Source organism: Labrenzia sp. VG12 (assembly GCF_002237595.1).
In the GTDB taxonomy this organism is placed as follows: domain Bacteria; phylum Pseudomonadota; class Alphaproteobacteria; order Rhizobiales; family Stappiaceae; genus Roseibium.
This window is the reverse complement of sequence record NZ_CP022529.1, coordinates 5,184,379-5,209,571: the sequence shown is the minus strand read 5'-3', so window position 1 is coordinate 5,209,571 and position 25,193 is coordinate 5,184,379. Positions and strand designations below refer to the sequence as shown.

The following is a 25,193-nucleotide window of genomic DNA, read 5'->3' as shown; positions in this document are numbered from 1 at the left end:
GTGTCTTGAGTGACAGGCGGCAGGCACGAACAGACTTCTCGACCGTCCTGATTGTCATCCTGCTGGCCGGTCCGGTTCTTGCCGGGCTGGCCGGCACGCTTCTGCCGGCCTTCGGTTATCTGCCTGTCCTTGGATTTGACAGCTTCTCGCTGGAACCGTTCCGTCACCTGCTTGACATGCCGGGACTGCTTCGATCCGCAGTGCTCAGCTTGGCAACGGGGCTTGCCGCCTCGTTGCTCTCGCTCGGCATCGTTCTTGTCTTTGCCGCCGGCTGGTCCGGGACTGCAACCTTCCAACGGCTGTCGCGGTTCCTGTCACCCCTGCTGTCGGTGCCGCATGCGGCGGCGGCAATCGGCCTGGCCTTCCTGATCGCGCCTTCCGGGTTTCTGGTTCGCGCGCTTTCACCATGGGCGACCGGCTGGACCCGGCCGCCAGACCTCCTCATCCTGAATGACCCGCTCGGACTCAGCCTCACCGCCGGCCTTGTCGCCAAGGAAGTTCCGTTCCTGTTTCTGATGACGCTGGCCGCGCTGAACCGGCCGCATATTCGGGACTATTTCCGAGCCGGCAGCAGCCTTGGTTACGGCCGAATGGCGACCTTCTTCAAGCTCGTGTTGCCGCAGATCTACCCCCTGATCCGCCTGCCCATGCTGGCTGTTATTGCCTATGCGACCTCGGTCGTCGACGTCGCCGTGATCCTCGGGCCGACAACACCACCCCCCTTGCTCCCCGGCTGGTGACCTGGATGAACGATCCGGACCTGTCGCTTCGGCTGATTGCGTCCGCCGGAGCCGTGCTGCAACTCGCCGTGACCGCTTTGGCTCTTGCGACATACCTGATGCTGGAACGGGTGTTGACGTCTTTGCTGCGCGGCCGGCTGGTGAGCGGGCGCCGTCACAGGCGAGACCACCTGCCCCGAATTGGTGGGCTCCTGCCGATGCTAGCCGTGATCGGAGCGATGGCTGCCTCCCTGTTTGTTCTGGTGCTCTGGTCCTTTGCCCGGTCCTGGTGGTTTCCGTCGCTTTTGCCGCAGAGATGGGACCTGATGCGGATCACGGACGCGCTTGCCATGGGCGCACCGGTACTGACGGCTACCCTTGCCCTGGCCGTTGCTGCGGCAATGCTTGCCACGGCGCTGACCTTGTGGTTGCTCGAGGCACGCAGTGCGCATCGCATGCCATTGGGAACCAGGTTGAAAGTCCTGGTGTTTCTACCGCTTCTGCTGCCGCAGATCAGTTTCCTCTTTGGCCTGCAGCTGCTGTTTCTGGTGGTTGATTTCAGCGGCAGTTTTTTCTCCGTGTTGCTGGCGCACCTGGTGTTCGTCTTTCCCTATGCCGTACTGGCCTTGAGCGATCCCTGGGCCCAGCTGGACCCGCGCTTTGAAAAAGCCGCAGCGTCCATCGGCGCGTCACGCGGACGCATTTTCTGGCAGATCCGCCTGCCGCTGTTGCTGCGACCGGTTCTTGTCACCTTCGCCGTTGCGGCAGCGGTCTCCGTCGGCCAATACCTGCCAACGCTTTTGATCGGTGCCGGGCGCATCGTGACGGTGACGACGGAAAGCGTCGCTCTTGCGAGCGGCGGCAACCGGCCCGCTGCTGCGCTTTACGCCCTGCTGCAGCTGCTGATCCCGCTCGCCGGGTTCGTGCTGGCGGCCTTGATCCCCGCAGCCTTGCACCGCAATCGTCGGGCCATGCATCTGCAAGAAGGATGATCCCATTGAGTGTTGCCGACACATTGCCCGGTCTTGTCCTTGAAAGTGTGAGCCTTCGGCTGAACGACCGTCTTCTCCTGTCGATCGACTGCCGGATCGCACCTGGCGAGGTTCTGACCATCATGGGGGAAAGTGGTAGCGGCAAATCCAGTCTGCTGGATTTCATCGCGGGTTTCCTGCGGCCGGACTTTTCGGCAACCGGACGCGTGTTGCTGAATGACCGGGACCTGACCGGCTTGCCCGCTCAGGATCGTCACATCGGTCTGATGTTCCAGTCGCCGCTGATGTTCCCGCATATGTCGGTGCTGCAAAACCTGATGTTCGCCATCCCCGCTGCCATCCGGCGGCGTGCGATGCGCCGCGACATGGCGGAACAGGCCCTTGCCGACGTTGGCCTGGCAGGGTTCGCCCATCGCGATCCGGCAACCCTTTCCGGCGGGCAGCAGACCCGGGTCGCGCTCATGCGGACGCTCCTTGCCAACCCGAAGGCGCTGCTGCTGGATGAACCGTTTTCCAGTCTGGACACCGCGCGGCGCGCCGACATCCGCGCGCAGGTCTTCGATCTGGCCAGGGAGAAATCCCTGCCCGTTCTGCTGGTCAGCCACGATGAAGAAGACCTAAAGGCGGCCGGTGGCAAGGTTGTGCGCCTGGGCCACCTCTGAGAGCTGCGTGGTTCTCTGGTCTGCGCCAAAAAAGTGAACCGGCCCGGGGAAACCCGGGACCAATCGGAAGCTGTTATTCCGCCTGATCTGCGGAATTTGCCTGCAGCATGGCGTAGTTGTCGATGCCGATCTGCTCGATCAAGCCAAGCTGGGTTTCCAGGAAGTCGATGTGACCTTCCTCATCACCGAGCAGACGCTCGAACATGGCCATCGTGACATAGTCGCCAAGTTCACGGCAAACTTCACGTGCTTCCTTGTAGAGCGCGCGCGCAACATATTCGGCTGCCAGGTCGCCTTCCAGGCATTCCTTCAGGGACTGGCCGATGCGCAGCGGGTCAAGGGTCTGCAGGTTCGGCAGGCCTTCCAGGAAGATGATGCGGTCCATCAGTTCCTGGGCGTGCTGGCGCTCTTCGTCGGCCTCGACCAGTTCCTTGGCCGCAAGCTTGCTGTAGCCCCAGTCTTCCAGCAGACGCGCATGGACCCAGAACTGGTTGACCACGGTCAGTTCGTGACGCAGGGACTTGTTCAGATATTCGATTACGCGCGCGTCGCCCTTCATCGGCCCTCTCCTGATTTACCGGCTGGCGGCACGTTTTTCGCGCAGGCGAACCGGTTTGGATTCCTCACCCTCTTCAGAGCTTTTTTCATGAATAATGTCAATCACCGCGGGAAAACATCCACCACAGCGCGGACGACAGCCAAGATGCCGAAACACTGCGCCTGGCGTCGGCACCTTGCCGTTCGGGTCCGCCCGCATTTCCTCCGCGGCTTCGCGAAGCTGCTTGTCAGACAGGACATTACAGGAGCATATGATCATTGCAGGATCCGGCGTGCGTCCTCATATGCGGACAGGTTGGTCTTTGCGGACAGTTGACGACATATTGTCATTGACGAATTCCAGCGCAATATCGAAACTCGACCCTGAGAGTCAACTTTTTCCGGACCCTCGATACGCTAACAAGGGAATGACATGAACGGCAAGCCCATGCAGGATGACCGGCCAACTCTCGTCCTGACCGGCGCAAGCCGGGGGATCGGCCATGCAACCGTCAAGCGGTTCTCCGCGGAAGGCTGGCGGGTGATCACCTGTTCACGGCAGGCGTTTTCGGACAAATGCCCCTGGCCGATGGGCCCGGAAGACCACATCCAGGTCGATCTGTCGGATCCTGAAAATCTGGGCTTTGCGGTTCAGGAGATCCGCAAGCGGCTTGAGACGAATGGCTCCCGCCTCAGCGCGCTTGTCAACAATGCCGGCATCAGCCCGAAAGGTGCGGAAGGCGAGCGACTCGATTCTCTGACGACGGCAATGCACGAGTGGCGCACCGTGTTTCAGGTGAATTTCTTTGCCCCGATCCTGCTCGGGCGCGGACTGTTTCAGGAACTGAAGAACGCTGCCGGGTCCGTCGTCAACGTGACGTCCATTGCCGGAATGCGCGTTCACCCGTTTGCCGGCACGGCCTATGCAACCTCAAAGGCGGCTCTTGCCTCCCTGACCCGGGAAATGGCAGCGGACTTCGGTCCGCATGGCATCCGGGTCAATGCCATTGCCCCTGGAGAAATCGACACAGCCATTCTGTCCCCCGGTACGGAAAAGATGATCGATGACATTCCACTGCGGCGCCTCGGACTGCCGGCTGAGGTCGCGGATACAATCTATTACCTGTGTTCCAACAAGTCCTCTTATGTCAGCGGCGCTGAAATTCACATCAACGGTGGCCAGCACGTGTAACAAGGAAATACAACCATAAATTTATTGTTTGAGTTTATTTATCTACTCTCCAAAGGTTAAACCCCGTTAACATGTAATAAGAAATAAAATTACGTAGTACCTGAAGAGAATTTTCATTATTTACCTAATCTTCATCGGCCTCCGCAATAATAACAGCGAAATGCCTTGATTCCGGCTGTGCGGGGACGAAATGAAGAGACTATTGAAGGTTCTGACCGACTTGAAATTCGGGTTCAAAGTCGGTGGCGGTTTTTTAGCCGTGTTGCTGCTGACAGCAGTGGTTGGCGGCGTCGGCTTCCTGGCCATTCACAGCCTCGCCTCGCGTTTCGATGTTGCCGACCAGGCTGCAAAGGTTGCCGCGCAAGTGTCCGCAACCTCGCTGCAGCGGGAAGACTATCTCAACAATCCGAGCGCAGATCTCAGCACCGCCGTAGGCGACGAGATTGCCAAGCTCAAGAACGAATTGGCGAACCTCGCGACCGGTGTTGCCGGCGATGAAACGTCGGAAGCACAGGTTTCCGGTGCCAGTGAGGCCGTGAGCGAGTTTGAGCAGACGTTCGCGGAAGTGGTCTCACAGACAGAACAGCAGGCCGAGCGGCTTGCCACCCTGCAGCAAAGCACGGCTGATCTGGAAGCACTGGCCGCCAGCATCAGCGATGCCGTCGCAGCGGAAGAAAAGAAAATCAGCTCGGAGGCGTTCTCAGCCAACAGCCGTCTGGACGATGCCAATCAGCTGCAATTCAGCGTCTTTCAGCTGAAGGATGAAGTCGTTCGGGTGAACATGCTCTATCTCGAAGGCAGCGGCAATATCGACGGTGACAACCTGACCGTCGCCATCGACATCGCTCGCGACCTTGTCAGCACGACCAAGCAGATGGGCTACAAGCAGATTGACGGCATCAAGAAGAAATCCCTCGGGCAGCTGAAGAAACAGGCCGGATTGCTTAACAAGGCCCTGGAGAAACTCACCACGGACCTCGGCTTCTCAGAAGCCTACGAGGCGCGCCTTGCAGTCGGCACAGCGATTGAAGGTGTCGATACCTATACCAAGGAAATTCTCGGCCAGGTCAACCCGGTTGTCTCCAAGGCAAAGACAGATGCGTTGACAGCGTCTACACGGCTGGCAACCGTTCGGTCCATTGCGGCAAAGGCGACGAAGCTCAACGAGCTGGCCCTGGCAGCCCGCGCGGAGACCCTTTTCCTGTTCGGTGCGTTTGGTTCTTCTGACATCACCAAGGTCGAAGAAAGCATTGCCGCCCTGGCAAACCTTGAAAAAGACATGGTGAAATATGCCATGATCCTGCCGTCTGCAGGCGATGCGATCAAGGCGATCCCGGTCTCCGTTGCGTCGCTCGACCGCTCCTTCAAGGAAATGGTTACCACCAAGAAGGACCTGACGGACAAGCGGGCCCAGCTCGACGACCTGACCCGCAGGGTCAACGCCGATATCGCAGCGATTTCCGACGCCCAGTCGAAAGCGGCCAACGCAGCTTCGAGCTCAGCCGAGCTGCAAATCGCAACGACTATCCTGCTGGCCATTCTTGGCGGCATCGGCCTGGCATTCGTGCTCAACCTGGCCATCACCCGCCCGATCCGAACCATCACCAACGTGATGGACCGCCTGGCCAACGGCGACAATGAAGTCGACATTCCGGGCCGCGACCGCGGCGACGAAATCGGCGACATGAGCCGGACGGTCCAGGTGTTCCGCGACAACGCGATTGAGCGTGCGCAACTCCAGGAGCAAAACGCCCAGGAAGAAGCCGCCCGTCAGCAGCGCCAGGAACGCATCGATGCGATGATCCTGTCCTTCCGCTCAACCGCGGAAGAAGCCCTCGGCTCTGTGGAGTCCACTGCCGGCAGCCTGGACTCCACCGCTCAGGCCCTGACCGAGATTGCCCGCGACAGCGCCGGCTATGCCAGCGAAACGCAGGCCTCCTCGAACGAGACCACCAACAACGTTCAGACCGTGGCAAGTGCCGCAGAAGAGCTGGCGGCCTCCATCGGCGAGATTTCGCGGCAGGTTGCCCAGACCACCGAAATCGTCGATCGTGCCAACACGGGCACCCGGATCACCAACGAGAAGGTCGAGGGGCTAGCAGAAGCGGCCACCAAGATCGGCGAAGTGGTCACGCTCATCCAGGCCATTGCCGAACAGACCAACCTCCTGGCCCTGAACGCCACCATCGAGGCGGCGCGTGCTGGTGAAGCCGGCAAGGGCTTTGCGGTTGTTGCCGCGGAGGTGAAGGAGCTTGCAACCCAGACTTCCAAGGCAACCGAAGAGATCTCCTCGCAGATCACCGAGATCCAGAACGCCACCAAGGAATCCGTGGTTGCGATCGGCGAAATCGCCGAGACCATGACAGAGGTGAACTCCTACACCACCGCCATCGCCTCGGCTGTCGAGCAGCAGGGCGCCGCCACTGCGGAAATCTCTCAGAACGTCCAGCGGGCCGCGGAAGGCACGGGAGCCGTCTCCTCGTCCATGACGCAGCTCTCCCAGGCCGTCGACCAGACCTCGTCCTCTGCGGACATGGTCCTGTCCGCCTCCGGCGAACTGACCCAGAAGACCGACGAACTGAAACGGGAAGTCGAGCAGTTCCTCTCCGAGGTGGCAGCCGCCTGATCTGAGGTCCTTGCAAAAATCGGGCGGGAGAGCTTCGGCTCCCCGCCCTTTTCTTTGCCTTTTCGAGCGCAAAACGTTGACCTCAAGGCGCATGCCGACTAGAGCGGAACCAATTTCCTAAACTCAGACAAACGAGAGACACACGTGGCGGACCAGACCAGCGCCTCCTCCTTTGCTCCTTCCGGCAAGCCGCCCGTTCAGTCGTGGCCGGTGATCCTGGAGACAAAGGGCTGGAAAGACTATCGGCTGCTTGACATGGGCGAAGGTCAGAAGCTGGAGCGCTATGGCCGGTTTACCATCGTGCGCCCGGAACCCCAGGCGATGGGGGCAAGACGTCAGAAGGAAAGCGTCTGGAACCGGGCCGACGCTGTCTTCTCGGGCGATACGGAAGAGGAAGGTCCCGGCCGCTGGAAGTTTTCCGGCAACGTGCCGGAAACCTGGCCGATGTCCTACGGTCCTGCTCGCTATAATGGCCGCTTCATGTCCTTCCGCCATGTCGGCGTCTTTCCCGAGCAGGCCGCCCACTGGGACTGGGTCAACGGCAAGATCCGTTCCGAACGCGAACGCAATCCGGACAAGTCGCTGAAGATCCTGAACCTCTTCGGCTATACCGGTCTTGCCTCGCTGCTACCGGCGACCGAGGGTGCCCAGGTCACCCATGTCGATGCCTCCAAGAAAGCCATCGGTTATGCCCGGGAAAACCAGGCAATGTCGGGGCTTGAGGATCTGCCGATCCGCTGGATCTGTGAAGACGCCTCCAAGTTTGTCGCCAGGGAGGTCCGCCGCGGCAACACCTATGACGGCATTATCCTGGATCCGCCGAAATACGGCCGCGGTCCAAAGGGCGAAGTCTGGGACATCTATACCAGCCTGCCCGGCATGCTGGCCGACCTGCAGAAGCTCCTGGCAAAGGACGCGCTGTTCATGATCCTGACTGCCTACGCCATCCGCTCCAGCTTCGTCTCCATTCACGAGCTAATGGCCGAAACGCTGCATCAACAGGGCGGGTTGCTGGAATCCGGTGAGCTGGTCATTCGCGAGGAGAACAGCACCAGGGCCTTGTCCACCTCGCTGTTTTCCCGCTGGAGCAGCCGGTAGGGTTTCGACCCTCCTATTCTGAATGACGCCCTCTTCTTCGGACCTCTTCCTGAAGAACGCTTTGCTCCAGCCTTGAGGTCGCCGGATCTTCCCCGATCTGCTTCATCCCATGGCTCGACCATGGGATCCATGCCAAGGCGTCTCAAGCTACAAAGTTCATGTAGAAGCTGAAGCCATGGCATGGATTGCCGGATCAGGTCCGGCAATGACGGCGAAAAAGGGAGGCCGAAAACTCAGACCTCACTCTGCTGCCACTGCCGTTTCCAGATTGTCGTTGCTCCACCTCTCTTGCCTTTCAGGCTCCTGGACAATGTCCTCTATGGTCTTCATCCGCCGCGCATAGACAAGCGCGAACATGGGCGGGGCGAAATAGAACGAGATCACCGTGGACAGCAGCACACCGCCCGCGATCGACATCGCAAAGGGCGGCCAGAAGCCGCCGCCGCCCAGGATCAGCGGCAGGAAGCCGCCGAAGGTTGTCAGCGTGGTGGAGATGATGTGACGGCTGGAGCGCATCACCACGTCCACCATGGCGTTTCGATCTCCGGCAGCTGCTGCCGTGTCCGCCTGCATCCCCGTCAGGATGATGATGGCGGCGTTGATCGAGACGCCAATCGACCCGATCACGCCGATAATGGCGTTGATGCCAAAGGGATACTGGAACACGGCAAGTGCCAGGATGCTCAGGCCTGCGGACAGCAGTGCGACGACAAAGGTCACGGCCGAGAGCCGGAAGGAGTTGAAGGTCAGGACAACCGCGGCAATTGACAAGGGCACGATCAGGCCGAGGGAACCGATCAGGTTCTTGAGCGTGTCGCCCCTTGCATCGGAATCTCCACCGGTTTCGATGCGGTATCCCTCGGGCAGCACAAAGCCGGTCTCCTCGATCCGGTGCTGAAGTTTCTTCAAGGCTTCCTCGGGCAGGACACCATATTGAACGAATGCCTGCACGGTGTTGGTGCGCTCGCCGTTGCGCCGGTTGATCTCACCTTTCGAGGGCTCCAGCCGGATATCGGCAATGGCCGACAGGGGCACGCCCTCATAGGTCGCGCGATCCCGGCCTTCGGACGGCGGAAGCAGCGGCAGGCTGGCAATTGCGGACAGGTCACCACGGATCGCCTCCCCGACGCGCACACGGACCGGCAATTCCTCGGTGCCCTCGACAAGGCTGCCCCCCGTTGCCCCTTCCAGCGTTGCTTCCAGTTGGCGCGCCACATCTTCAAGACTCAGTCCGACCAGCCGCGCCTTGTCCTCATTAACGGCAAGTCGCAGCTTCGGCGCCCCCCCATCAAGGGTGGTGCGCGCGACCGTCACTTCCTCAATGCCGCTGGCGATCTGGCGCAACGCGTCACCACGCTCGCGCAAGACGTCCAGGGACGGCCCGACCAGCCGCAACTCCACCGGCGCATCGACCGGTGGCCCCTGCACCAGGTCCCGGACCAGGATCCGTGCCTCCGGGAACTGCCGGGCAAGATCCGACTGCAGCTCCGGGACGAGCAAGGCGGTTGCCTCCGGCGAAGCCGTTGTCACCAGGGCCTGGGCAAAGGCCGGTGCCCGGTCGCGGCTGCCGACGATGTTGTAATAGAAGGCCGGCGCGCTTTTGCCGACCACCCAGGCGACCTGCTCCACCCCGTCCTGCGCAGCAAGGTAGCGATCAATGGCCAGGGCCGTTTCAGAAGTCTCCGAGATTGCGGTGCCATCCGCCAGCTCCACCTCGATGTGAAACTGATCCCGGTCGACCCCCGGAAAGAATTGTGCCGTCAGCGTCGGCATGCTCAAAAAACCGATCACCGGCAGAACAAGGGCATAGGCAACGGCGCTCGCCGGATTGCGCATGGCCAGTTTCAGCGACAGGCGGAAGGGCACGGAAACGAGAGACTGCAAACGCCTCCCGGTGCGTTTGTCATGTACCTTCCTGGCCGGCAACAGCCAGCCGGCAACGGCCGCCGTCAGGGTAATGGCCACCACGAAGGACCAGAGCAGCATCACGATCACGGCGATGGCGATCGCCCCCACGAAATCACCAGGCGGTCCCGGCAGCAGGACCATCGGCATGAAGGACAGAGCCGTTGTGACCGTGGACGCCAGGAGGGGCGCAAACAGGCGCCGCACCGCCTTGCCGACCGCTTCCCTGCGGCTCAAGCCGCTTCCAAGCGCCTGGCCGATTTCATCGGTCATCACGATGCCGGCATCGACAAGCAGACCGAGCGCGACGATCATGCCGGTCAGCGACATCTGGTGCAGGGGCAACCCGATCAGGCTCATCGTCGCAAAGGACGCCAAAGTCACCACGGGCAAGACCATGGCAACGATCAGCGCCGAGCGCAGCCCCATGGTCACCAGCAGCACGATCACCACCAGCCCCATGCCGATGGCAATGTTGAGACCGACATTCGACAGCCGGTCGATCGTGTAGGTGCTCTGGTCGAAGACCAGCCGATGTTCGATGGAATGAGGCAGTTCGGTTTCAAAGGTTGCGATGCGCGCTTCAACCCGGTCCATCCAGGCATCGACCTGCAGACCGTCGGCGATCTTTGCCGCAACCAGAATGGCCGTGCGTCCGTCCGCGAACGCCAGTTCCTCCGCCGGCTGCCGGACCCCTTTGGTGACGGTCGCAACATCTCCGACGCGGGTCACAAGACCGGTTTCGGCCGTCGTCAGAGGGATTTGCCGGATGCGGTCCAGCGCCTCGATCTCTCCATCGACCTCGACCAGCAGCTCCCGATTCGGGTTGCGCAGCCGCCCGGCCTGCACCTTGGCATCGGCTCTCCGGATCGCACCTGACACCTGGTCCGCCGTCAGCGACAGCGACGTCAGCACGACCGGATCGATCCGGACCAGGATCTCTTCGTCCAGGCCACCGAAAATCTCGACCTGTTTCGTGCCGGGCACATTGCGCAAGGTGTCGGAAAGCGCTTCGGCGTAACGAAGCAGAACGGCATCGGACACGCTTTCATGCTTCGGCACGAGCGCGCTGATCGATGCAAAGGCACCTGCCCCTTCGGTGTCGAACTCCGGCTCCCCTGCCCCTGGCGGAAACGCGCGGGCAGCATCGGAGAGCTTGTCCCGGATCTCCGACCAGGCCTGTTCGATGACATCTTCCCCAAGCGTATCGAGAAGCTCGATCTGAACGATGGAGATGGAAGAGGCGGAGGTGGATTCAATCGTATCGATTTCCTCCACCTCGCGCAGCTGTTCCTCGATCTTTTCCGTGACCAGCGCCTCTACCCGTGCCGGGTCGGCACCAGGATAAACGGTCGTCACGCTGGCGAAGATATTTGTGATCGTCGGGTCTTCCTGGCGCCCGATCCCGATCAGGGCCGAGAACCCGGCAGCCAGAATGACCAGCACCATCAGCGCCGCGAGCCGCGGCTGGCGGAAAAACAGGGTCGCCATCGATCAGCTCCCGGTCTCGGCCAGTTGCACATGTTGGCCGGCAACGACCCGATGAACGCCGCCGGCGACAATGCGGGTCCCGGCCGTGATCGTGCCGCGGACAAACGCACGGGCCTCGTCGGTCTGGAGCACTTCCACCGCTTCCCGCACGATCACCAGACCGGAGCCTTGCGAAGGCGCGGTTTCCGTTTCTGCGTCAGCAATCGCAAGTACGGTCCAGAGCCCGCGCGGCCCTTCTTTCAGCGCTGCCATCGGCACCCAGTAGCCGTCGGCCTCGATCCATTCCTCCAGGGTCAGCTCGGCAAGATCGCCGAAACCCGGCAGCCTGGTATCGTCCTGAACCTGGAACAGGGCTTCAATGGTGCGTGTGCGTGTCTGAAGGTCGGGGCGCAGTCCAAGAAACACGGCCTGCAAGCTTCTTGAGCCTAGGCGGATATCGAAGGTCCGGTTTCGTTCAAGCCGGGCGGCCACCCGTGGCGGCAGACCGATGCGAACCTGCGGCCGTGCACTCTCAAGAAGCGTGAGGGCGGGCTGTCCGGGGGAAACGGTTGCTCCTTCATCGAGTACACGCGCGCCGATCCGTCCCGCAAAGGGAGCCCGCAAGACCGACTTGTCGAGGCTGATCTCGATTGTTTCGATCGCCGCGTCGATCTGCGACAGTGTCGCATCGAGGCGGTTCAGCGCCAGACGCGCCCGGTCCAGTGTCTCTGTGCTGGCATGGCCGGCTTCTTGCAGCTTCTGCCGCCTGTTGAGCGTCAGCTCCGCCAGTTCCCGGTCGCTTTCCACTGCCAGCCGGTTCGCCAGTTGACGGCGGCGTTCCGCCTCCAGCGACCTTGTGTCCAGCCGGGCGATGACGTCGCCCCGGGCGACCGGATCGCCTTCATCGACCGCGATCTCGAGCACGGTGCCGGACAGTTCAAAGGCAAGATCCGTCTGGCGGGCGGGTTCGATCCGTCCGGCGAAGGTCCTTTGAACCGCATATCCGCCTTGGCGGTCCGGCATGAAGACCTGAACTTCAGCAAGTGGCGAGGTATCGACCTGCGGCTTCTCTTCGGCCCGCATCTGGATGGTGGTCACCCCGACAATCACGGCAGCCGCTGCCAGCCCGACATTGACGGAAAAACTGGTCAGGCTGACCAGACCTCTGCCGAGACGTTTCAGTCGGGGACTCCGGCTCGTCCCGGTTTCGTGATCGGTCTTGTTGTCCTGCATTGCCGTGCCCTCACGCCTGGTCTGGCTGCCATAGCCGATGAGCCCGGACCGATGCCCGATGTAAACGGCTCTAACTATGTTACTGTTGCTAACATATGTTAGAAGAATTAACTTTCGCAAGAGACTCACATCAAAAAAGTCGGATCAACCGATGACCAAACCCAAAGTTCAGAAGAAGAGCGGCTATCACCACGGCAACCTGCGCGGCCAGCTGACCGCAGCCGCGCGCCAGTTGATCGAGGAACAGGGACCGGATGGTTTTTCCATGTCCGACGCCTGCCGTCTGGCTGGTGTCAGCACCGCCGCCCCCTACCGCCACTTCAAGTCGAAAGAGGATCTCCTGACCGAGGTCGCGATGGACGGGCTTGCCCGGCTTGGCGCAGACATGGAAAAAAACGCTTCCGGCTATCCGCGCGGCACAGTCGAATCCATTGCCGCCATCGGGCGGGCCTATGTGCAATTCGCCATCCGCGAACAGCACACGTTTCGCCTGATGTTCAGCACCAAGTCCCATGCAGGCCGGATCGAGGAACTGAAGAGTGTCGGGCGCAACTCCTATGGCGTGCTGTTGCAGGAAGTGGCGCGCTATCTCGGTGAGGACGGTATCACCGAAGAGGTGATGCGGGCGTCCTTCCCGCTCTGGACCCAGGTCCACGGCCTGTCGTTCCTCGCCATTGACGGCAAGCTGGACGTTACCGACTTTCCGGTCGATATCGACCAGTCGATCCTGCTGGCGTCCGAACGGCTGCTGCCGCCACGTCCTGCACCGCAAGGCTCTTGACCCCGCCCTGTCCAGCGCCTAAGCCAGCAAAACACGTATGACCCCTTATCCCGGCTCCCGTGAGAGCGCCCGGAGCATCCAATGCCGCAACAGCGCACCGGCGCGGTGAAGCAGATCACCAGCCACTCCAATCCGATCGTCAAGGAAATCAAGGGGCTGGTCGCGCAGCGCAAGCACCGCAGCCAGTCAGGACTGTTCGTCGCAGAAGGCCTGAAACTGGCGACCGATGCACTGGACGCCGGCTGGGGTGTGCGTTACCTCGCCCTTGGTCCGGAGGCGCGAGACAATCCGGTTGCCCAGAAGGCGGCCGCCACGGCAAAGGCGCGCGGCGCGCTGATCCTGGAAGTCTCGACCGCAGTCATGTCGGCCATGACCCGCAAGGACAATCCGCAGATGGTTGTCGGCGTCTACGAGCAGCAGATCCTCGAAGCCAGGGATATCCAGCCCGCAGGCACGACGCTCTGGGTGGCGCTCGACCGGGTGCGTGATCCGGGCAATCTCGGCACCATCATCCGCACCGTCGATGCCGTTGGCGGCACCGGCGTCATGCTGGTCGGCGATTGCACCGATCCGTTTGCCGTTGAGGCCGTGCGTGCCACCATGGGGTCGCTGTTTCATGTGCCGCTGGCAAAACTCAGCAAGGACGAGTTCAAGACGCTGGCCGGCAAATGGCCGGGCACGGTCGCTGCAACCCATCTGAAGGGATCCGTCGACTACCGCACACCGGACTATACCGATCCGGTTCTTCTGGTCATGGGCAACGAACAAAAGGGCCTGGAGGACGACATGGCGGCGGCCTGCGGCACGCTGATCCGCATTCCCCAGGTCGGCCAGGCAGACAGCCTCAATCTGGCGGTCGCCACCGGCATCGCGCTATACGAAATCCGCCGCAAGCATCTGGAGCTTTGAGCCTTGAAACTGTTTGTGTTTGGTGCCGGTTTTTCCTCCAGGGCCTTTATCGAAGAAGTCAGAGAGCAGTTCGACTGGGTCGGCGGAACGACACGATCCGCGGAGAAGGCCGAGGCCCTGAAAGACATGGGTGTCGAGCCGTTCCTGTTTGATGGCACCACCAAGGGGGCCGGCATTGCCGAGGCGCTTGAAGCCGCGACCCATATCCTGGTCTCGATTGCCCCGAACGAGGCCGGTGATCCGGTTCTGCTTCATCACGGCGACGATCTGGCGGCCGCCAAGCCACAATGGATCGGTTACCTGTCCACCGTCGGCGTCTATGGCAATCATGATGGCGCCTGGGTTGACGAGGACACGGACTGCAGGCCGGTCTCCAAGCGGTCCGTTCAGCGGGTTGCGGCGGAAACGGCCTGGCTGGACTTTGCGGCTTCGACAGATATTCCAGTGCAGATCTTCCGCCTGTCGGGCATTTACGGTCCGGGCCGCAATGCCTTTGAGAACTTCAAGAAGGGCAAGGCCCGCCGGCTGGTGAAACCCGGCCAGGTGTTCAACCGCATTCATGTTTCCGATATCGCCGGAGCGGTGAGCGCTGCCATGTCCAGCCCGACCACCCGCATCTTCAATGTTACCGACGATGAGCCCGCACCACCTCAGGACGTGGTCGCCTTTGCAGCGGACCTCCTTGGCGTCGAGCCGCCGCCCGAAATCCCGTTCGAGACAGCCGACCTGACGCCGATGGCCCGCTCCTTTTACGGCGAGAACAAGCGCGTTTCGAACAGGCGCGTCAAGGACGAGCTCGGTTACACCTTCCGCTTTCCGAATTACCGGGTCGCGCTGCAGGATCTGCTCTCCTATATTTAGGTAGTTTTGTCAGCACCCCCGGCTCGAGGAAGACGGTCTCATGCGCATCGCCTGGAAGATTTTCGGGATTTCCCTGATCGTCTTTTTTGTCATGGCAGCAGCCGCCGCCTTCTCGATCTTCAAGATTTTCGAGATCAACAAGGAACTGCACCTGATCTCGAACGTCTATTCACCGCTCCGGCATGAGGTTACCCAGGTCGAGGTGATCGCGCTTGAAGAGGAACTCGACCTGGAGCGCGCGGAAAAATACCTGGCTGAGCTGCGTGCAGACCGGCTTGAAGTGCTCAGCTACGACAAGAGCCCGGAAGAAATCGACGCGCTGCTTCAGGACCATCCGGCGCTTCAGGCCCGGATAAAGCGCCTGGAGGAACGTCTGGAGCAGGATCTTCTGGCGTTTGAAGAACATGCGCGCAAAGTGTCAGAACTGCTGAAATCAGCCGAAGAGCGGGTAGCTGCCGCGCAAGATGCCGCCACCTCGGTACACGACCGGCTAGAACTTGCGGCTCTGTACCCGACCCTGGTCGCGATCGAGACCCAGCACGACAATTTCCATGCCCATGCGCTGCATCTCGTGCAGTCGGTGGATATTCCGGCGGCGACAAGGGAACGGCTGGAGACGCAGCTGGAGGAAGAGGAAACCAAGCTGTCCGCCCGCCTTGACCAGCTGCGCGAACATGTCACCCGCTTCACGGACCAATCGATCGAAACGGCCGCCCTGCACGAACAGCAGGCGCTTTATGCCAGCATCGCGGCGACCGCCGCCAGCGGCGCTCTGGCACTGCTTTTGTCGTCACTGGTCATCGCCGGCATTCTGCGCCCCATGAAAGCTCTGACCAGCGGAGCAAGGCGCGTGGAAGAAGGTGATTTTGCCGTTCAGCTGCAGCCGCGCTCAAGCGATGAGATCGGCACCCTGACCCGGAGCTTCAACACGATGGTGGAAGGGTTGCGTTCCACGCAGAAGATCAAGGACACGTTTGGCCAATATCTCGACCCTCGTGTCGTCTCCGGCCTGATTGCCGACCATGCGGATGCGACAGCCGGCGAGAAGAAGGTGGTCACCGCCTATTTTTCCGACCTGGCCGATTTCACCACGATTTCAGAGCAGTTCACGCCGGCCGGGCTGGTGCGTGTGCTGAACCGCTACCTGGACCTGATGTCGTCCGAGATCACGGATCGCCAGGGCGTGATCGACAAATATATCGGCGATGCGATCATGGCGTTCTGGGCGCAGCCCTTTTGCGACGATGGCGGCCAGGCCACCCTGGCGGTCGAAAGCGCCCTGCGCAATATCGAGCACATGCGCGAATTCCAGCACGAATTGCCGGACCTCACGGGACTGCAGAAAAACCTGCCCCAGCTCAAACAGAGGATCGGCATTGCCACCGGCGACGCCGTCATCGGGTCGATCGGGTCGGAGAAAACCAAGAATTACACGATCATGGGTGACACCGTGAACCTTGGCGCGCGGCTTGAAGGGGCCAACAAGGTCTACGGCACCCAGCTGCTGGTGTGCCAGCGCACGCGTGATACGGCCTCCGGGATCGAATTCCGGGCCGTCGACAAGATCCAGGTGAAGGGCAAGACCGAACCGACCAGCGTCTATACGGCGCTGGCCCGCGAAAAAGACATGACCGAAGAACTGGCCGCTTTGCAGGCCGGTTCGGAAGAGGCGCTGCACGCCTTTGCCGAGGCCAGGTGGACCGACGCCCGCACCCTGTTCGAGACCATCCTCCGGCAACATCCCGACGATCAGATTGCGCGCGTTTTCCTGAACCGCCTGCAGCTGATCGAAGCTCAGGGCGCTCCGGAAAACTGGGACGGGGTCTGGCACCTGACGTCAAAATAAAGGGACCTGTCGTGCGAGGTCTCACCCGGCCAAGACCTGATTTATCGATAAATATCAGGCAACAACGCCCCTGATGGTCTTGACGGGACGCAACTTCCTCCCCAGCTTCGAACCAGGTTTCAGTGCCAAAGGTCACTGACTTCAAGAGCATAATCGGGAGGAACACATGGACACCTGGCGCGTATATTTATCCGGCGAAATTCATACCGACTGGCGCGAACGGATCATGGACGGATCGAAAGCCCTCGGCCTGCCGGTTGCCTTTTCGGCCCCGGTCACCGATCACGACGCCAGTGACGATTGCGGCGCGGCCATCCTGGGCGGTGAAGACCAGAAGTTCTGGTATGACCACAAGGGCGCCAAGATGAACGCGATCCGCACCCGCAGCCTGATCGAAAAGGCCGACATCGTCGTGGTGCGTTTCGGCGACAAGTACAAGCAGTGGAACGCCGCTTTCGACGCAGGCTATGCCTCCGCACTCGGCAAATCGGTGATCGTCTTGCACGATCCTTCCCTGACCCACCCCTTGAAGGAAGTTGACGCAGCTGCACTCGCGGTCGCCGAGACCTCGGAACAAGTGGTAGATATCCTCAAATATGTGATTACCGGCCAGCTCGACAGAGGGCCCGGGTCTTGAAATTAACAAATTCATTACCATACTAGGGAATACTGTGTTAAAGTTCTGGCCTGTTCGCCAGGCAACAGATCTCAGCTTTACAGGAACTGCACTTCGAAGTGTCGCAGTCCGCTTAGACTGCGCGCGAGGGCGTTTATTCCCGGCCGAGATCCGGCAAGTACTTTAGTATTATCATCAACACTGTCATCAAGGCGTTGAAAAATTCCGCTATCTGTAGCGGTCATATGCCTTGAGGCGAAAAATTGGAAAGAAGACTCCATGCTGCATGGAAACGTAAAATGGTTTGATCAGGGCCGAGGTATCGGCACGATCGAACCGCAGGACGGCGAGGATATTCCCGTCGACATCACGGCCCTGCGCCGGTCCGGCATCGACACCTTGAGAGAAGGCCAGCTTGTGGCGTTCGATCTGGAGTGGCGCCGCGGTCAGAAGGTGGCTGAAGACCTGAAAGTGCTGTAACGTAACAGCGTCTTTCCGGCGACAAGGGCGGTTCGACCGCCCTTTTTTATTGGGAGATGCGCTATGGAGGTCGATGCCAGGCTGCAGGAAGGGATCAACGCCCATCGCAGCGGCAATCTGGAAGCTGCGCTTGCCGCTTACAAGGACGTGCTCACGAACGATCCGGACCACGCCGACGGATTGCACTTTCTGGGGCTGCTGCATTTCGATGCGGGAAAGCCCGACAACGCCGTGACCCTGATCCGCAAGTCCCTGGACCAGAACAGCCGCAATGCCGCGGCCTACAACAATCTCGGCAATATCCTGAAACTGTCGGAGAAGCAGGACGAGGCGCTTGAAGCCTATGTCCGGGCCGTGGAGATCGAGCCGCGCCATGAGGAAGCCTGGAACAACATCAACCTGATGCTGGAAGGCGCCACCAACAACGACGACCTGCTGCCGATCCTGAGGGAAATTGTCCGGCTTGATCCCGACAATCCCAATGCCTGGCACAATTACGGCATGTCGCTGATGCTGTCCGGCCACCGGGACGAGGCCGCCGACGCACTGGAACGCTGCCTGGAATTCGGCGCCGACGTCTGGTCGGACCCGATCTGGCATGCCCGGGTGCTCTGTGCCCTGGGCCGCCGCGACCGGGCGATTGAGCATCTGGAAAGCCTGCTCAGGGCCGATCCGGACAATACCATCGTGCGGTATCAGCTGGCCGCCGTGCGCGGCGACGATCTGGACCAGGCGCCGGAAGATTATGTCAAAACCCATTTCGACAGTTTTTCCGACAGTTTCGACGAGGTGCTGAAAAACCTCGGCTACAGGGCTCCCGAACTTGTCGCCGAAGAAGTCGTCCGCCTTGCCGAGACCCGGCCGGGCCCGTTTCCGGACGTTGTCGATCTCGGCTGCGGCACCGGCCTATGCGGCCCTCTGATCCGCGCCCGGTGCGGCAAACTCACCGGCATCGACCTGTCACCGGGCATGCTACGCAAGGCCGCTGCGCTGGAAGTTTATGACTTCCTTCTGGAAGTCGAGCTGGTCGGCTTTCTGAATTCGGATCTGCCAACACAATTCGACCTGGCGGTCTGCGTCGATACGCTGTGTTACATCGGCGATCTCACCCCCTTCATGGAAGCGCTCTGCCGCGCCCTGAAACCTGGCGGACTGCTGGTGGCCAGCGTCGAACATCTGGATGAAGCAGACGGCCCGGACTACCGGGTCGACGCCACCGGGCGGTATTTGCACAATCCGGCCTATCTCAAGCGGAGCGCCGAAGCGGCGGGGCTTTCTTATGAAGCGGAGAAATTCGTTGCCCTGCGACAGGAGCTTGGCAAGGACGTTCAGGGCCTGGTTTTTCGCCTCAGCAAGCCTGACACCCCGCCCACGTGACAATATGCCAGCCGTCACGTCTGCCTCTATTTCTGCCACGCCATTTTAAGCGGTTGTGCCTGCGGCCAAAGTTGATACGGTGTCGCCACTGGGGGCGAGCGTCCGTCTGGAGGGACCGTGCATGTCGCAATGCAATGTTTTGTTGGTGTATCCGCGTTTTAATTCCGGCTCTTTCTGGAATTACGGCGCCACCTGCGAACTGGTTGGAGCGAAGTACCCGGCACCGCCCCTTGGGCTGATCACGGTTGCCGCCATGCTGCCGGACGACTGGTCCGTCCGGCTGGTCGATCGCAACACCGGCTCGCTTACCAGCGACGACCTTGCCTGGGCAGACATGATCATGACCGGCGGTATGCTGCCTCAGCAGGCCGACTGCCTGGCCGTCATTCGGCGCGCGCAGGACAAGGGCATTCCGGTCGTCGTCGGAGGTCCCGACGCAACGTCTTCACCCGAAGTTTATGAAGCAGCGGATTTCCTGGTCCTGGGCGAAGCCGAAGGCATTCTGGAAGCCTTCGTCTCGGCCTGGAACGAGGGCGCGCGCAACGGTCGCTTCACCGCGGAAAAGTTCAAGGCCGACGTAAGCTCCAGCCCGATCCCGCGTTTCGACCTGCTGAAATTCGACGATTATGTCCAGATCGGGGTGCAGTATTCTCGCGGTTGTCCGTTCACCTGCGAGTTCTGCGACATTATCGAACTCTATGGCCGGGTTCCGCGCACCAAGACCAACGCGCAGATGCTTGCCGAACTCGACCGTCTCTATGAACTCGGTTATCGCGGCCATGTCGATTTTGTCGACGACAACCTGATCGGCAACAAGAAGGCCGTGAAGATGTTCCTGCCGGAGCTGGCCGCCTGGCAGAAGGACAAGAACTATCCGTTCGAAATGTCCACCGAAGCGTCGCTGAACCTGGCGGACGACGAAGCCCTGCTGAAAATGATGCAGGACGCGGGCTACTTCTCGGTTTTCATAGGCATTGAAAGCCCGGATCCGGACGTCCTGGTCGCAACGCGCAAGAAACAGAACACACGGCGCAACATCGCCGAGAGTGTTCACAAGATCTACGACGCAGGCATTTTTGTGCTGGCCGGTTTCATCGTCGGCTTCGACGAGGAAAGCGACAAGGTTGCCGACGAAATCTCGGCGCTGATCGAGGAAGCGGCAATCCCGGTTGCCATGACCGGTCTGCTCTACGCTCTGCCGAATACCCAGCTGACCCGGCGCCTTGCCAAGGAAGGCAGGCTGCACGCGGATTTCGGAACCGATGACCCGGACACCGAACATGGTGATCAGTGCACAGCCGGCCTCAATTTCACGACCGTGCGGCCGCGCGACCAAATTCTCAACGATTTCAAGAAGGTGATCGACCGGGTCTACAGTCCGGAGGCCTATTTCGGCCGGGTTCGGAAGGTGGCGTCCATGCTCAAGATGAACGGGGCCAACGGTGCCGTTTTCGGGGCAGGTTTCGCGCATGACATCAAACAGGTCAGCCAGCTGCTCTGGGGAATCACGTTCAAGGACACCACGTATCGCTGGCAGATCTGGAAGACCATTCTCAGAACCGCTTTCACAAACTTCCGTGCGCTCAAGCCGGTGCTGATGATGCTGGCGCTTTATGTGCATCTCGGACCGTTCTCGCGTTTCGTGGTCGCCCAGATCGACAAACAGATCGTCGAGATCGAAAAAGGCCAATGGGAACAGCCGGCTCTGGTGGCAGCGGAGTAGGTGCGCTAAGAGACTGACGACAGGGCGCGCCTTCGCGCCCGCTCGGTTTCGCACGCAACTCGGGAAATCTGCTTGCCAACAGGTCCGTCCAAACGCGCCGCCCTCGGCTTCATCCTGGTCACGCTGACCCTGAACTCCATGGGCATCGGCCTGATGATGCCGGTGATGCCGTCGCTCCTGACGGACCTGACTTCCCTGCCGGTCAGCGACGCCGCGCGCTGGGGCGGGGCCCTGGCCGTGGTCTATGCCCTGATGCAGTTCCTGTTCGGCCCGACGCTCGGCAATCTCTCCGACCGCTTCGGACGACGGCCGGTGCTGCTGGTGTCCATGTTCGCCATGGCCATCGACTATCTGATCATGGCCTTGTCCTGGAACCTGGCGATCCTGTTCGTGGGCCGCACGCTGGCCGGTGTGTCCGGGGCGACCTTCTCCGCCGCCTCGGCCTATATTGCCGATGTGTCGTCAAAAGAGGACCGGGCCAAGAATTTCGGTCTCGTCGGCGCCGGGTTCGGGATCGGGTTTGTGCTCGGTCCGATGATCGGCGGTTTTCTGGGCGAATATGGCCCGCGTGCCCCCTTCTACGCCGCCGCGGCGCTGTCCTTCGTCAATTTCCTGTTTGGCTGTTTTGTCCTGCCGGAAACCCTAAAGACTGAAAACCGGCGCCGTTTCGACTGGCGGCGCGCCAACCCGCTGGGGGCCCTGAAACAACTGGCGGCCTACCCGGCCGTCAGAACATTGCTTCTGGCGGTGTTCCTGTTCGACATCGCCCACTACGTCTATCCCGCGGTCTGGAGCTACTACTCGGAAGAGGTGTTCGGCTGGACCCCGCGTGACATCGGCTTGTCGCTCGCCTTTGTCGGGATCGGTTTCGCCTTCGTCCAGGGCTACCTGATCCGGGTGCTGGAACCCAAGCTCGGGCCGGGCCGGACGCTGCTCGCGGGCCTTGTCGCCAACCTGATCGCCTTTGCAGGGCTCGCCGTCGCCGACAGCGGTGCAATGGCCTATGCGCTGATCTGCTTTGCCGCACTCGGCGCGCTGGCGACACCGGCCTTTACCGGCCTCATGGCCAACCGCGTCCCGGACAATGCACAAGGCGAGCTGCAGGGCATGATTGCCAGCGCGGCGGGACTGTCCATGGTGGTCAGCCCTTTCGTCATGACCCAGATCTTTGCCGCATTTTCCGGTCCGGTGGCCGTTGTCTTGTTCCCCGGCGCGCCCTTTGCGCTTGCCGGTGTGCTGATCCTGGCGTCTCTTCTGATTGCCCTGCCCTTCATCCGTCAGGAAGCGGGGCAGCGCCCTCCAGGCTCAGGACAGTCCCAATCGGCGGCAGAATGATATGATGCAAAGACCTACACCCCCGCCGCTTGACGGTCCCCGCCTTGCACCGGCCTCCGGCAATGCGCCGCGCCAGCTCATCGTGATCCTGCACGGGTATGGTGCGGACGGCGCGGACCTGATCGATCTCGGCCGCGCCTGGCAGGGTCAGCTCCCCGATGCCGCGTTCATCGCACCCGACGCTCCCGAACCGCTGCCCTTCGAAGCTCTTGGCGGACGGCAATGGTTTCCCCTGGAAGATCGCTCCCCGCAGGAATACCGGATCGGAGCGGAGGCGGCACAGGCGACCCTGGACCGGTTTCTCGATCGGGAACTGGCCGCCCTCGGCCTGGATGATCGCGCGCTTGCCCTGGTCGGGTTCAGCCAGGGCGCCATGATGACCTTTCAGTCCGGCCTGCGCCGCAAGATGCCGCCTGCGGCCCTTCTCGGCTTTTCCGGGTTGTTGCCGGGAACCGACCGGCTGACCGGCATCCAAACCGGCAGCCCGGTTCTGATCGTTCACGGGGAAGAGGACGACGTGGTCCCCGTCTATCACGGTGACGCCGCACAGGCCGCCTTGAGCAACGCCGGAGTTGCCACCACGCTTCATCGGCTCTCCGGGCTCGGCCACTCCATCGACGAACGGGGCATGGTACTGGGCGGGCGGTTCCTGGAAAAGGCATTCGCGCCCAGCTAAACGGGCGTCCGAGTCCGGTATTTGGTTAATGGCCTGTTAAGTCTTTTGACGGATGCTTGAGGACTGTGCCGGACCAGGAAGGGCCGGTCGAAGCGGGACTTTAGGCCATGCAGATTTCCATCGAGACAACCACCCAGAGCACGAGCCTCTTTTCGGCGACGTTTTCAAGTGGCGGCTCTGAGGGTCACAAATCTGCCCCCAAGGGCAATGCCTATGGCCATGAGATCGGCCAGCGCAACGGCCACGACAAGGCACCGGCCGTCAGCGTTCTGGAAGCCGCCAGCAAGAAGGCCGAAGAAGACGCCGTGGTGATCGCCGCCCTGCGTGACGCAGTGGAAAAGGGCAAGGGCTCGGACGAGGAAGACGACAAGGACGGCGCACTTGCCACCGTCGAGGATTATCAGAAGACGGCAGGCCAGCTGAAGGCCGCGCTCGGCGAGGAAGATACCGATCCATCCGCCAGCATTGCCTATGAGAGCGCCACGATTTCAACCACAACGATCGAGGCGGAGATTGGCGGCGAGACGATTTCAGCGCAATTCGTTTCTTTCGAACGCGTCTCCTATGACAGCGAAACGGGCTTCTCCGCCCGCAGCGCCAGCGCCTCGACCATCGAGGGTGACTTCAACTACGGCTCGTTCAGCCATCAAAGCGCATCGGTCAGCGAGCTCTACGCCGGCACCGGCGAGCAGGTCTCGAACCTGCTTGGATTGGTTGCCTGAGCCTCCTGATATCCACTTCCATTCACTCCGTCATTGCAAGGCTTGACCTTGCAATCCATGCCGTGAATCGATCAAACGGTAACATCCGCCTTTTTGGAAGCGAAACGGCATGGATGCCATGGTCAAGCCATGGCATGACGAAGTTGGGGACACATTTGGCAGGGCGACTGTCCGCCCCGCCCACAACAGCCTCAGGCCTTTTTCAGATACGCCACCAGAATGTCCAGCGCGGCCTGAAGGTCGGTCTTGTGGATCATCTCCGTGACCGTGTGGATGTAGCGCGTGCCGACGACGATGCCGACAGCCTTGGCACCGGCCGCGGCCTGCTGGGCGGCGGCGCCGTCCTGGCCACCGGCGGCCAGCATGGTGCGCTGGAACGGGATCTTTTCCTTTTCGGCAATCGCCTCGATTTCCTTCACCAGCTCCCGGTCGGCAATGAAGCTTGAATCCTTGACATGAAGACCGAAGCCCTCGCCCTGCACCGTGGTGCGGTCCTGTTCCGGAACGCCCGGCGTGTCGCAGGCAAGCGTGGTGTCCACACCAAGGCCGATATCCGGCTTGATGGCAAAGGACGCCGTGCGCGCGCCGCGCAGACCGACTTCCTCCTGACAGGTGAAAGCGACGTGGATCTCGCAGCCATGCTTGGCCTTTCCGAGACCCTTGATGGCCTCGATGCCGAGCCAGCAGGCGATGCGGTTGTCGAGCGCCTTGGAGACGACCTTGTCGCCGATCTCGATCAGCGGCTCGTCCATGGTGACCATGTCGCCGACGTTGACGATCTCCTTGGTCTTTTCGCCAAGACCCAGATCAATGACAAATTCCTTCGGCTCCGGAACCTTCTTGCGCTCTTCGGGCGAGGAGATGTGGATCGGCTTGCCGCCCGGGTTCATCACACCCTTGAAGTCGCCGTCGTCGGTCGACACCAGAACGCGGCGTGAGAACAGGTTGCGCGCATCAAAGCCGCCGACCGGCTGCACATGGGCAAACCCCTTGTCGGTCACATGCGACACAAGAAAGCCGATCTCGTCCATGTGACAGAGCAGCATGACCTTTTTCGGCGTGCCCTTCTTGGTGGTCTTGCGGGCATCCCGGCGGCACAGAAGCGAGCCCATCGGGTCGACGGTGACCTCGTCGAAAAGACCCTCGATTTCCGCCTGGATCAACTCACGGACACGGTGTTCGTGACCCGGCACTCCGGGGGTTTCGCAAAGGCGGCGCAGCAGATCGATATTCATGGAATGTCCTGTTGGGGAATTTGAAAACGCCGCGATCCTAGAGCGTTTCCCGGATAAATTGAACCGTCTGATCGTTCCGATCTTTCACGGACGCCTTAACCACTTGCTCGCCATTTTCAAAAAAGCAGCCGCGATTTGACGCTTTGCCATTGCAGTGTCGCAATTGATGACAACATTCTGAAGGAAATAAAAAGCGTC

The 25,193-nt window shown here is 61.0% G+C and carries 22 protein-coding genes; 17 read left to right on the top strand and 5 right to left on the bottom strand.

What is annotated here, in order from left to right; genetic code table 11:
* Positions 1 to 5 precede the first annotated feature (5 nt).
* The 3 genes from CHH27_RS28690 to CHH27_RS24045 are packed head-to-tail and all read left to right on the top strand — an operon-like array spanning position 6 to position 2,373.
* Positions 6 to 740 (top strand): hypothetical protein, encoded by a 735-nt coding sequence (locus tag CHH27_RS28690; protein WP_371681785.1) that lies wholly within the window; start codon positions 6 to 8, stop codon positions 738 to 740.
* A gap of 5 nt (positions 741 to 745) precedes the next feature.
* Positions 746 to 1,711, top strand: a complete 966-nt coding sequence (locus CHH27_RS28685) for an ABC transporter permease subunit (protein ID WP_371681784.1) — start codon at positions 746 to 748, stop codon at positions 1,709 to 1,711.
* A 5-nt stretch (positions 1,712 to 1,716) separates the two neighbouring features.
* Positions 1,717 to 2,373 (top strand): ATP-binding cassette domain-containing protein, encoded by a 657-nt coding sequence (locus CHH27_RS24045; protein WP_247646157.1) that lies wholly within the window; start codon positions 1,717 to 1,719, stop codon positions 2,371 to 2,373.
* 73 nt (positions 2,374 to 2,446) lie between these two features.
* Here the strand turns inward: CHH27_RS24045 and bfr are convergent, their stop codons facing one another.
* A complete protein-coding gene (bfr, locus tag CHH27_RS24040) occupies positions 2,447 to 2,932 on the bottom strand; it encodes a bacterioferritin (protein ID WP_094073849.1) in 486 nt (161 codons plus the stop codon).
* 15 nt (positions 2,933 to 2,947) lie between these two features.
* Positions 2,948 to 3,190, bottom strand: a complete 243-nt coding sequence (locus CHH27_RS24035; protein ID WP_094073848.1) for a bacterioferritin-associated ferredoxin — start codon at positions 3,188 to 3,190, stop codon at positions 2,948 to 2,950.
* 153 nt (positions 3,191 to 3,343) lie between these two features.
* Here CHH27_RS24035 and CHH27_RS24030 point away from each other — a divergent pair, with 153 nt between their 5' ends.
* The 3 genes from CHH27_RS24030 (at position 3,344) to CHH27_RS24020 (ending at position 7,826) form a co-directional block, all read left to right on the top strand.
* Positions 3,344 to 4,102, top strand: a complete 759-nt coding sequence (locus CHH27_RS24030; protein WP_094073847.1) for an SDR family NAD(P)-dependent oxidoreductase — start codon at positions 3,344 to 3,346, stop codon at positions 4,100 to 4,102.
* 190 nt (positions 4,103 to 4,292) lie between these two features.
* Positions 4,293 to 6,728, top strand: a complete 2,436-nt coding sequence (locus tag CHH27_RS24025; RefSeq protein ID WP_094073846.1) for a methyl-accepting chemotaxis protein — start codon at positions 4,293 to 4,295, stop codon at positions 6,726 to 6,728.
* 144 nt (positions 6,729 to 6,872) lie between these two features.
* Positions 6,873 to 7,826, top strand: coding sequence for a class I SAM-dependent methyltransferase (locus CHH27_RS24020; protein ID WP_094073845.1), 954 nt, complete (start codon positions 6,873 to 6,875; stop codon positions 7,824 to 7,826).
* Positions 7,827 to 8,066: 240 nt separating this feature from the next.
* Here the strand turns inward: CHH27_RS24020 and CHH27_RS24015 are convergent, their stop codons facing one another.
* The gene (locus tag CHH27_RS24015) at positions 8,067 to 11,222 is read right to left on the bottom strand and encodes an efflux RND transporter permease subunit (protein ID WP_094073844.1); all 3,156 of its coding nucleotides are present in this window, start codon (positions 11,220 to 11,222) and stop codon (positions 8,067 to 8,069) included.
* 3 nt (positions 11,223 to 11,225) lie between these two features.
* Positions 11,226 to 12,434: an efflux RND transporter periplasmic adaptor subunit gene (locus CHH27_RS24010; RefSeq protein WP_094073843.1), complete on the bottom strand. Its 1,209-nt coding sequence runs from the start codon at positions 12,432 to 12,434 to the stop codon at positions 11,226 to 11,228.
* Positions 12,435 to 12,585: 151 nt separating this feature from the next.
* Here CHH27_RS24010 and CHH27_RS24005 point away from each other — a divergent pair, with 151 nt between their 5' ends.
* The 11 genes from CHH27_RS24005 to CHH27_RS23955 all read left to right on the top strand — a co-directional run bounded on the left by CHH27_RS24005 (position 12,586) and on the right by CHH27_RS23955 (position 23,760).
* Positions 12,586 to 13,215 carry a TetR/AcrR family transcriptional regulator gene (locus CHH27_RS24005; protein WP_198338286.1) on the top strand — a complete coding sequence of 210 codons (630 nt, stop codon included), beginning with the start codon at positions 12,586 to 12,588 and terminating at the stop codon, positions 13,213 to 13,215.
* Between the two features lie 81 nt (positions 13,216 to 13,296).
* Positions 13,297 to 14,124, top strand: a complete 828-nt coding sequence (locus tag CHH27_RS24000; protein WP_094073841.1) for an RNA methyltransferase — start codon at positions 13,297 to 13,299, stop codon at positions 14,122 to 14,124.
* Positions 14,125 to 14,127: 3 nt separating this feature from the next.
* Positions 14,128 to 14,985 carry an SDR family oxidoreductase gene (locus CHH27_RS23995; protein ID WP_094073840.1) on the top strand — a complete coding sequence of 286 codons (858 nt, stop codon included), beginning with the start codon at positions 14,128 to 14,130 and terminating at the stop codon, positions 14,983 to 14,985.
* 40 nt (positions 14,986 to 15,025) lie between these two features.
* Complete coding sequence (locus CHH27_RS23990; protein WP_094073839.1) at positions 15,026 to 16,831, top strand: adenylate/guanylate cyclase domain-containing protein; 1,806 nt, start codon at positions 15,026 to 15,028, stop codon at positions 16,829 to 16,831.
* 166 nt (positions 16,832 to 16,997) lie between these two features.
* On the top strand, positions 16,998 to 17,468 hold the full coding sequence (locus CHH27_RS23985) for a YtoQ family protein (protein WP_094073838.1): 471 nt from the start codon (positions 16,998 to 17,000) through the stop codon (positions 17,466 to 17,468).
* A gap of 258 nt (positions 17,469 to 17,726) precedes the next feature.
* Positions 17,727 to 17,927, top strand: coding sequence for a cold-shock protein (locus CHH27_RS23980; protein WP_094073837.1), 201 nt, complete (start codon positions 17,727 to 17,729; stop codon positions 17,925 to 17,927).
* Between the two features lie 63 nt (positions 17,928 to 17,990).
* The gene (locus tag CHH27_RS23975; protein WP_094073836.1) at positions 17,991 to 19,304 is read left to right on the top strand and encodes a tetratricopeptide repeat protein; all 1,314 of its coding nucleotides are present in this window, start codon (positions 17,991 to 17,993) and stop codon (positions 19,302 to 19,304) included.
* 145 nt (positions 19,305 to 19,449) lie between these two features.
* Entirely contained in the window at positions 19,450 to 21,027 is a 1,578-nt protein-coding gene (locus CHH27_RS23970) for a B12-binding domain-containing radical SAM protein (RefSeq protein WP_371681782.1), read from the top strand.
* A 72-nt stretch (positions 21,028 to 21,099) separates the two neighbouring features.
* Entirely contained in the window at positions 21,100 to 22,362 is a 1,263-nt protein-coding gene (locus CHH27_RS23965) for a TCR/Tet family MFS transporter (protein WP_094073834.1), read from the top strand.
* Position 22,363: 1 nt separating this feature from the next.
* Complete coding sequence (locus tag CHH27_RS23960; protein ID WP_247646156.1) at positions 22,364 to 23,038, top strand: alpha/beta hydrolase; 675 nt, start codon at positions 22,364 to 22,366, stop codon at positions 23,036 to 23,038.
* Between the two features lie 107 nt (positions 23,039 to 23,145).
* Entirely contained in the window at positions 23,146 to 23,760 is a 615-nt protein-coding gene (locus CHH27_RS23955; RefSeq protein WP_094073833.1) for a hypothetical protein, read from the top strand.
* 191 nt (positions 23,761 to 23,951) lie between these two features.
* On the opposite strand, the gene CHH27_RS23950 is transcribed toward CHH27_RS23955, so the two are convergent.
* A complete protein-coding gene (locus CHH27_RS23950; protein WP_094073832.1) occupies positions 23,952 to 24,995 on the bottom strand; it encodes a M42 family metallopeptidase in 1,044 nt (347 codons plus the stop codon).
* Positions 24,996 to 25,193 lie beyond the last annotated feature (198 nt).

Coding starts and splice junctions, on each gene's coding strand:
- CHH27_RS23980 (WP_094073837.1), top strand. CDS start 17,727: ATGCTGCATGGAAACGTAAAATGGTTTGATCAGGGCCGAGGTATCGGC.
- CHH27_RS23955 (WP_094073833.1), top strand. CDS start 23,146: ATGCAGATTTCCATCGAGACAACCACCCAGAGCACGAGCCTCTTTTCG.
- CHH27_RS24005 (WP_198338286.1), top strand. CDS start 12,586: ATGACCAAACCCAAAGTTCAGAAGAAGAGCGGCTATCACCACGGCAAC.
- CHH27_RS24030 (WP_094073847.1), top strand. CDS start 3,344: ATGAACGGCAAGCCCATGCAGGATGACCGGCCAACTCTCGTCCTGACC.
- CHH27_RS24015 (WP_094073844.1), bottom strand. CDS start 11,222: ATGGCGACCCTGTTTTTCCGCCAGCCGCGGCTCGCGGCGCTGATGGTG.
- bfr (WP_094073849.1), bottom strand. CDS start 2,932: ATGAAGGGCGACGCGCGCGTAATCGAATATCTGAACAAGTCCCTGCGT.
- CHH27_RS23960 (WP_247646156.1), top strand. CDS start 22,364: ATGATGCAAAGACCTACACCCCCGCCGCTTGACGGTCCCCGCCTTGCA.
- CHH27_RS24035 (WP_094073848.1), bottom strand. CDS start 3,190: ATGATCATATGCTCCTGTAATGTCCTGTCTGACAAGCAGCTTCGCGAA.
- CHH27_RS23985 (WP_094073838.1), top strand. CDS start 16,998: ATGGACACCTGGCGCGTATATTTATCCGGCGAAATTCATACCGACTGG.
- CHH27_RS24000 (WP_094073841.1), top strand. CDS start 13,297: ATGCCGCAACAGCGCACCGGCGCGGTGAAGCAGATCACCAGCCACTCC.
- CHH27_RS24025 (WP_094073846.1), top strand. CDS start 4,293: ATGAAGAGACTATTGAAGGTTCTGACCGACTTGAAATTCGGGTTCAAA.
- CHH27_RS24010 (WP_094073843.1), bottom strand. CDS start 12,434: ATGCAGGACAACAAGACCGATCACGAAACCGGGACGAGCCGGAGTCCC.
- CHH27_RS23975 (WP_094073836.1), top strand. CDS start 17,991: ATGGAGGTCGATGCCAGGCTGCAGGAAGGGATCAACGCCCATCGCAGC.
- CHH27_RS23950 (WP_094073832.1), bottom strand. CDS start 24,995: ATGAATATCGATCTGCTGCGCCGCCTTTGCGAAACCCCCGGAGTGCCG.
- CHH27_RS23990 (WP_094073839.1), top strand. CDS start 15,026: ATGCGCATCGCCTGGAAGATTTTCGGGATTTCCCTGATCGTCTTTTTT.
- CHH27_RS28685 (WP_371681784.1), top strand. CDS start 746: ATGAACGATCCGGACCTGTCGCTTCGGCTGATTGCGTCCGCCGGAGCC.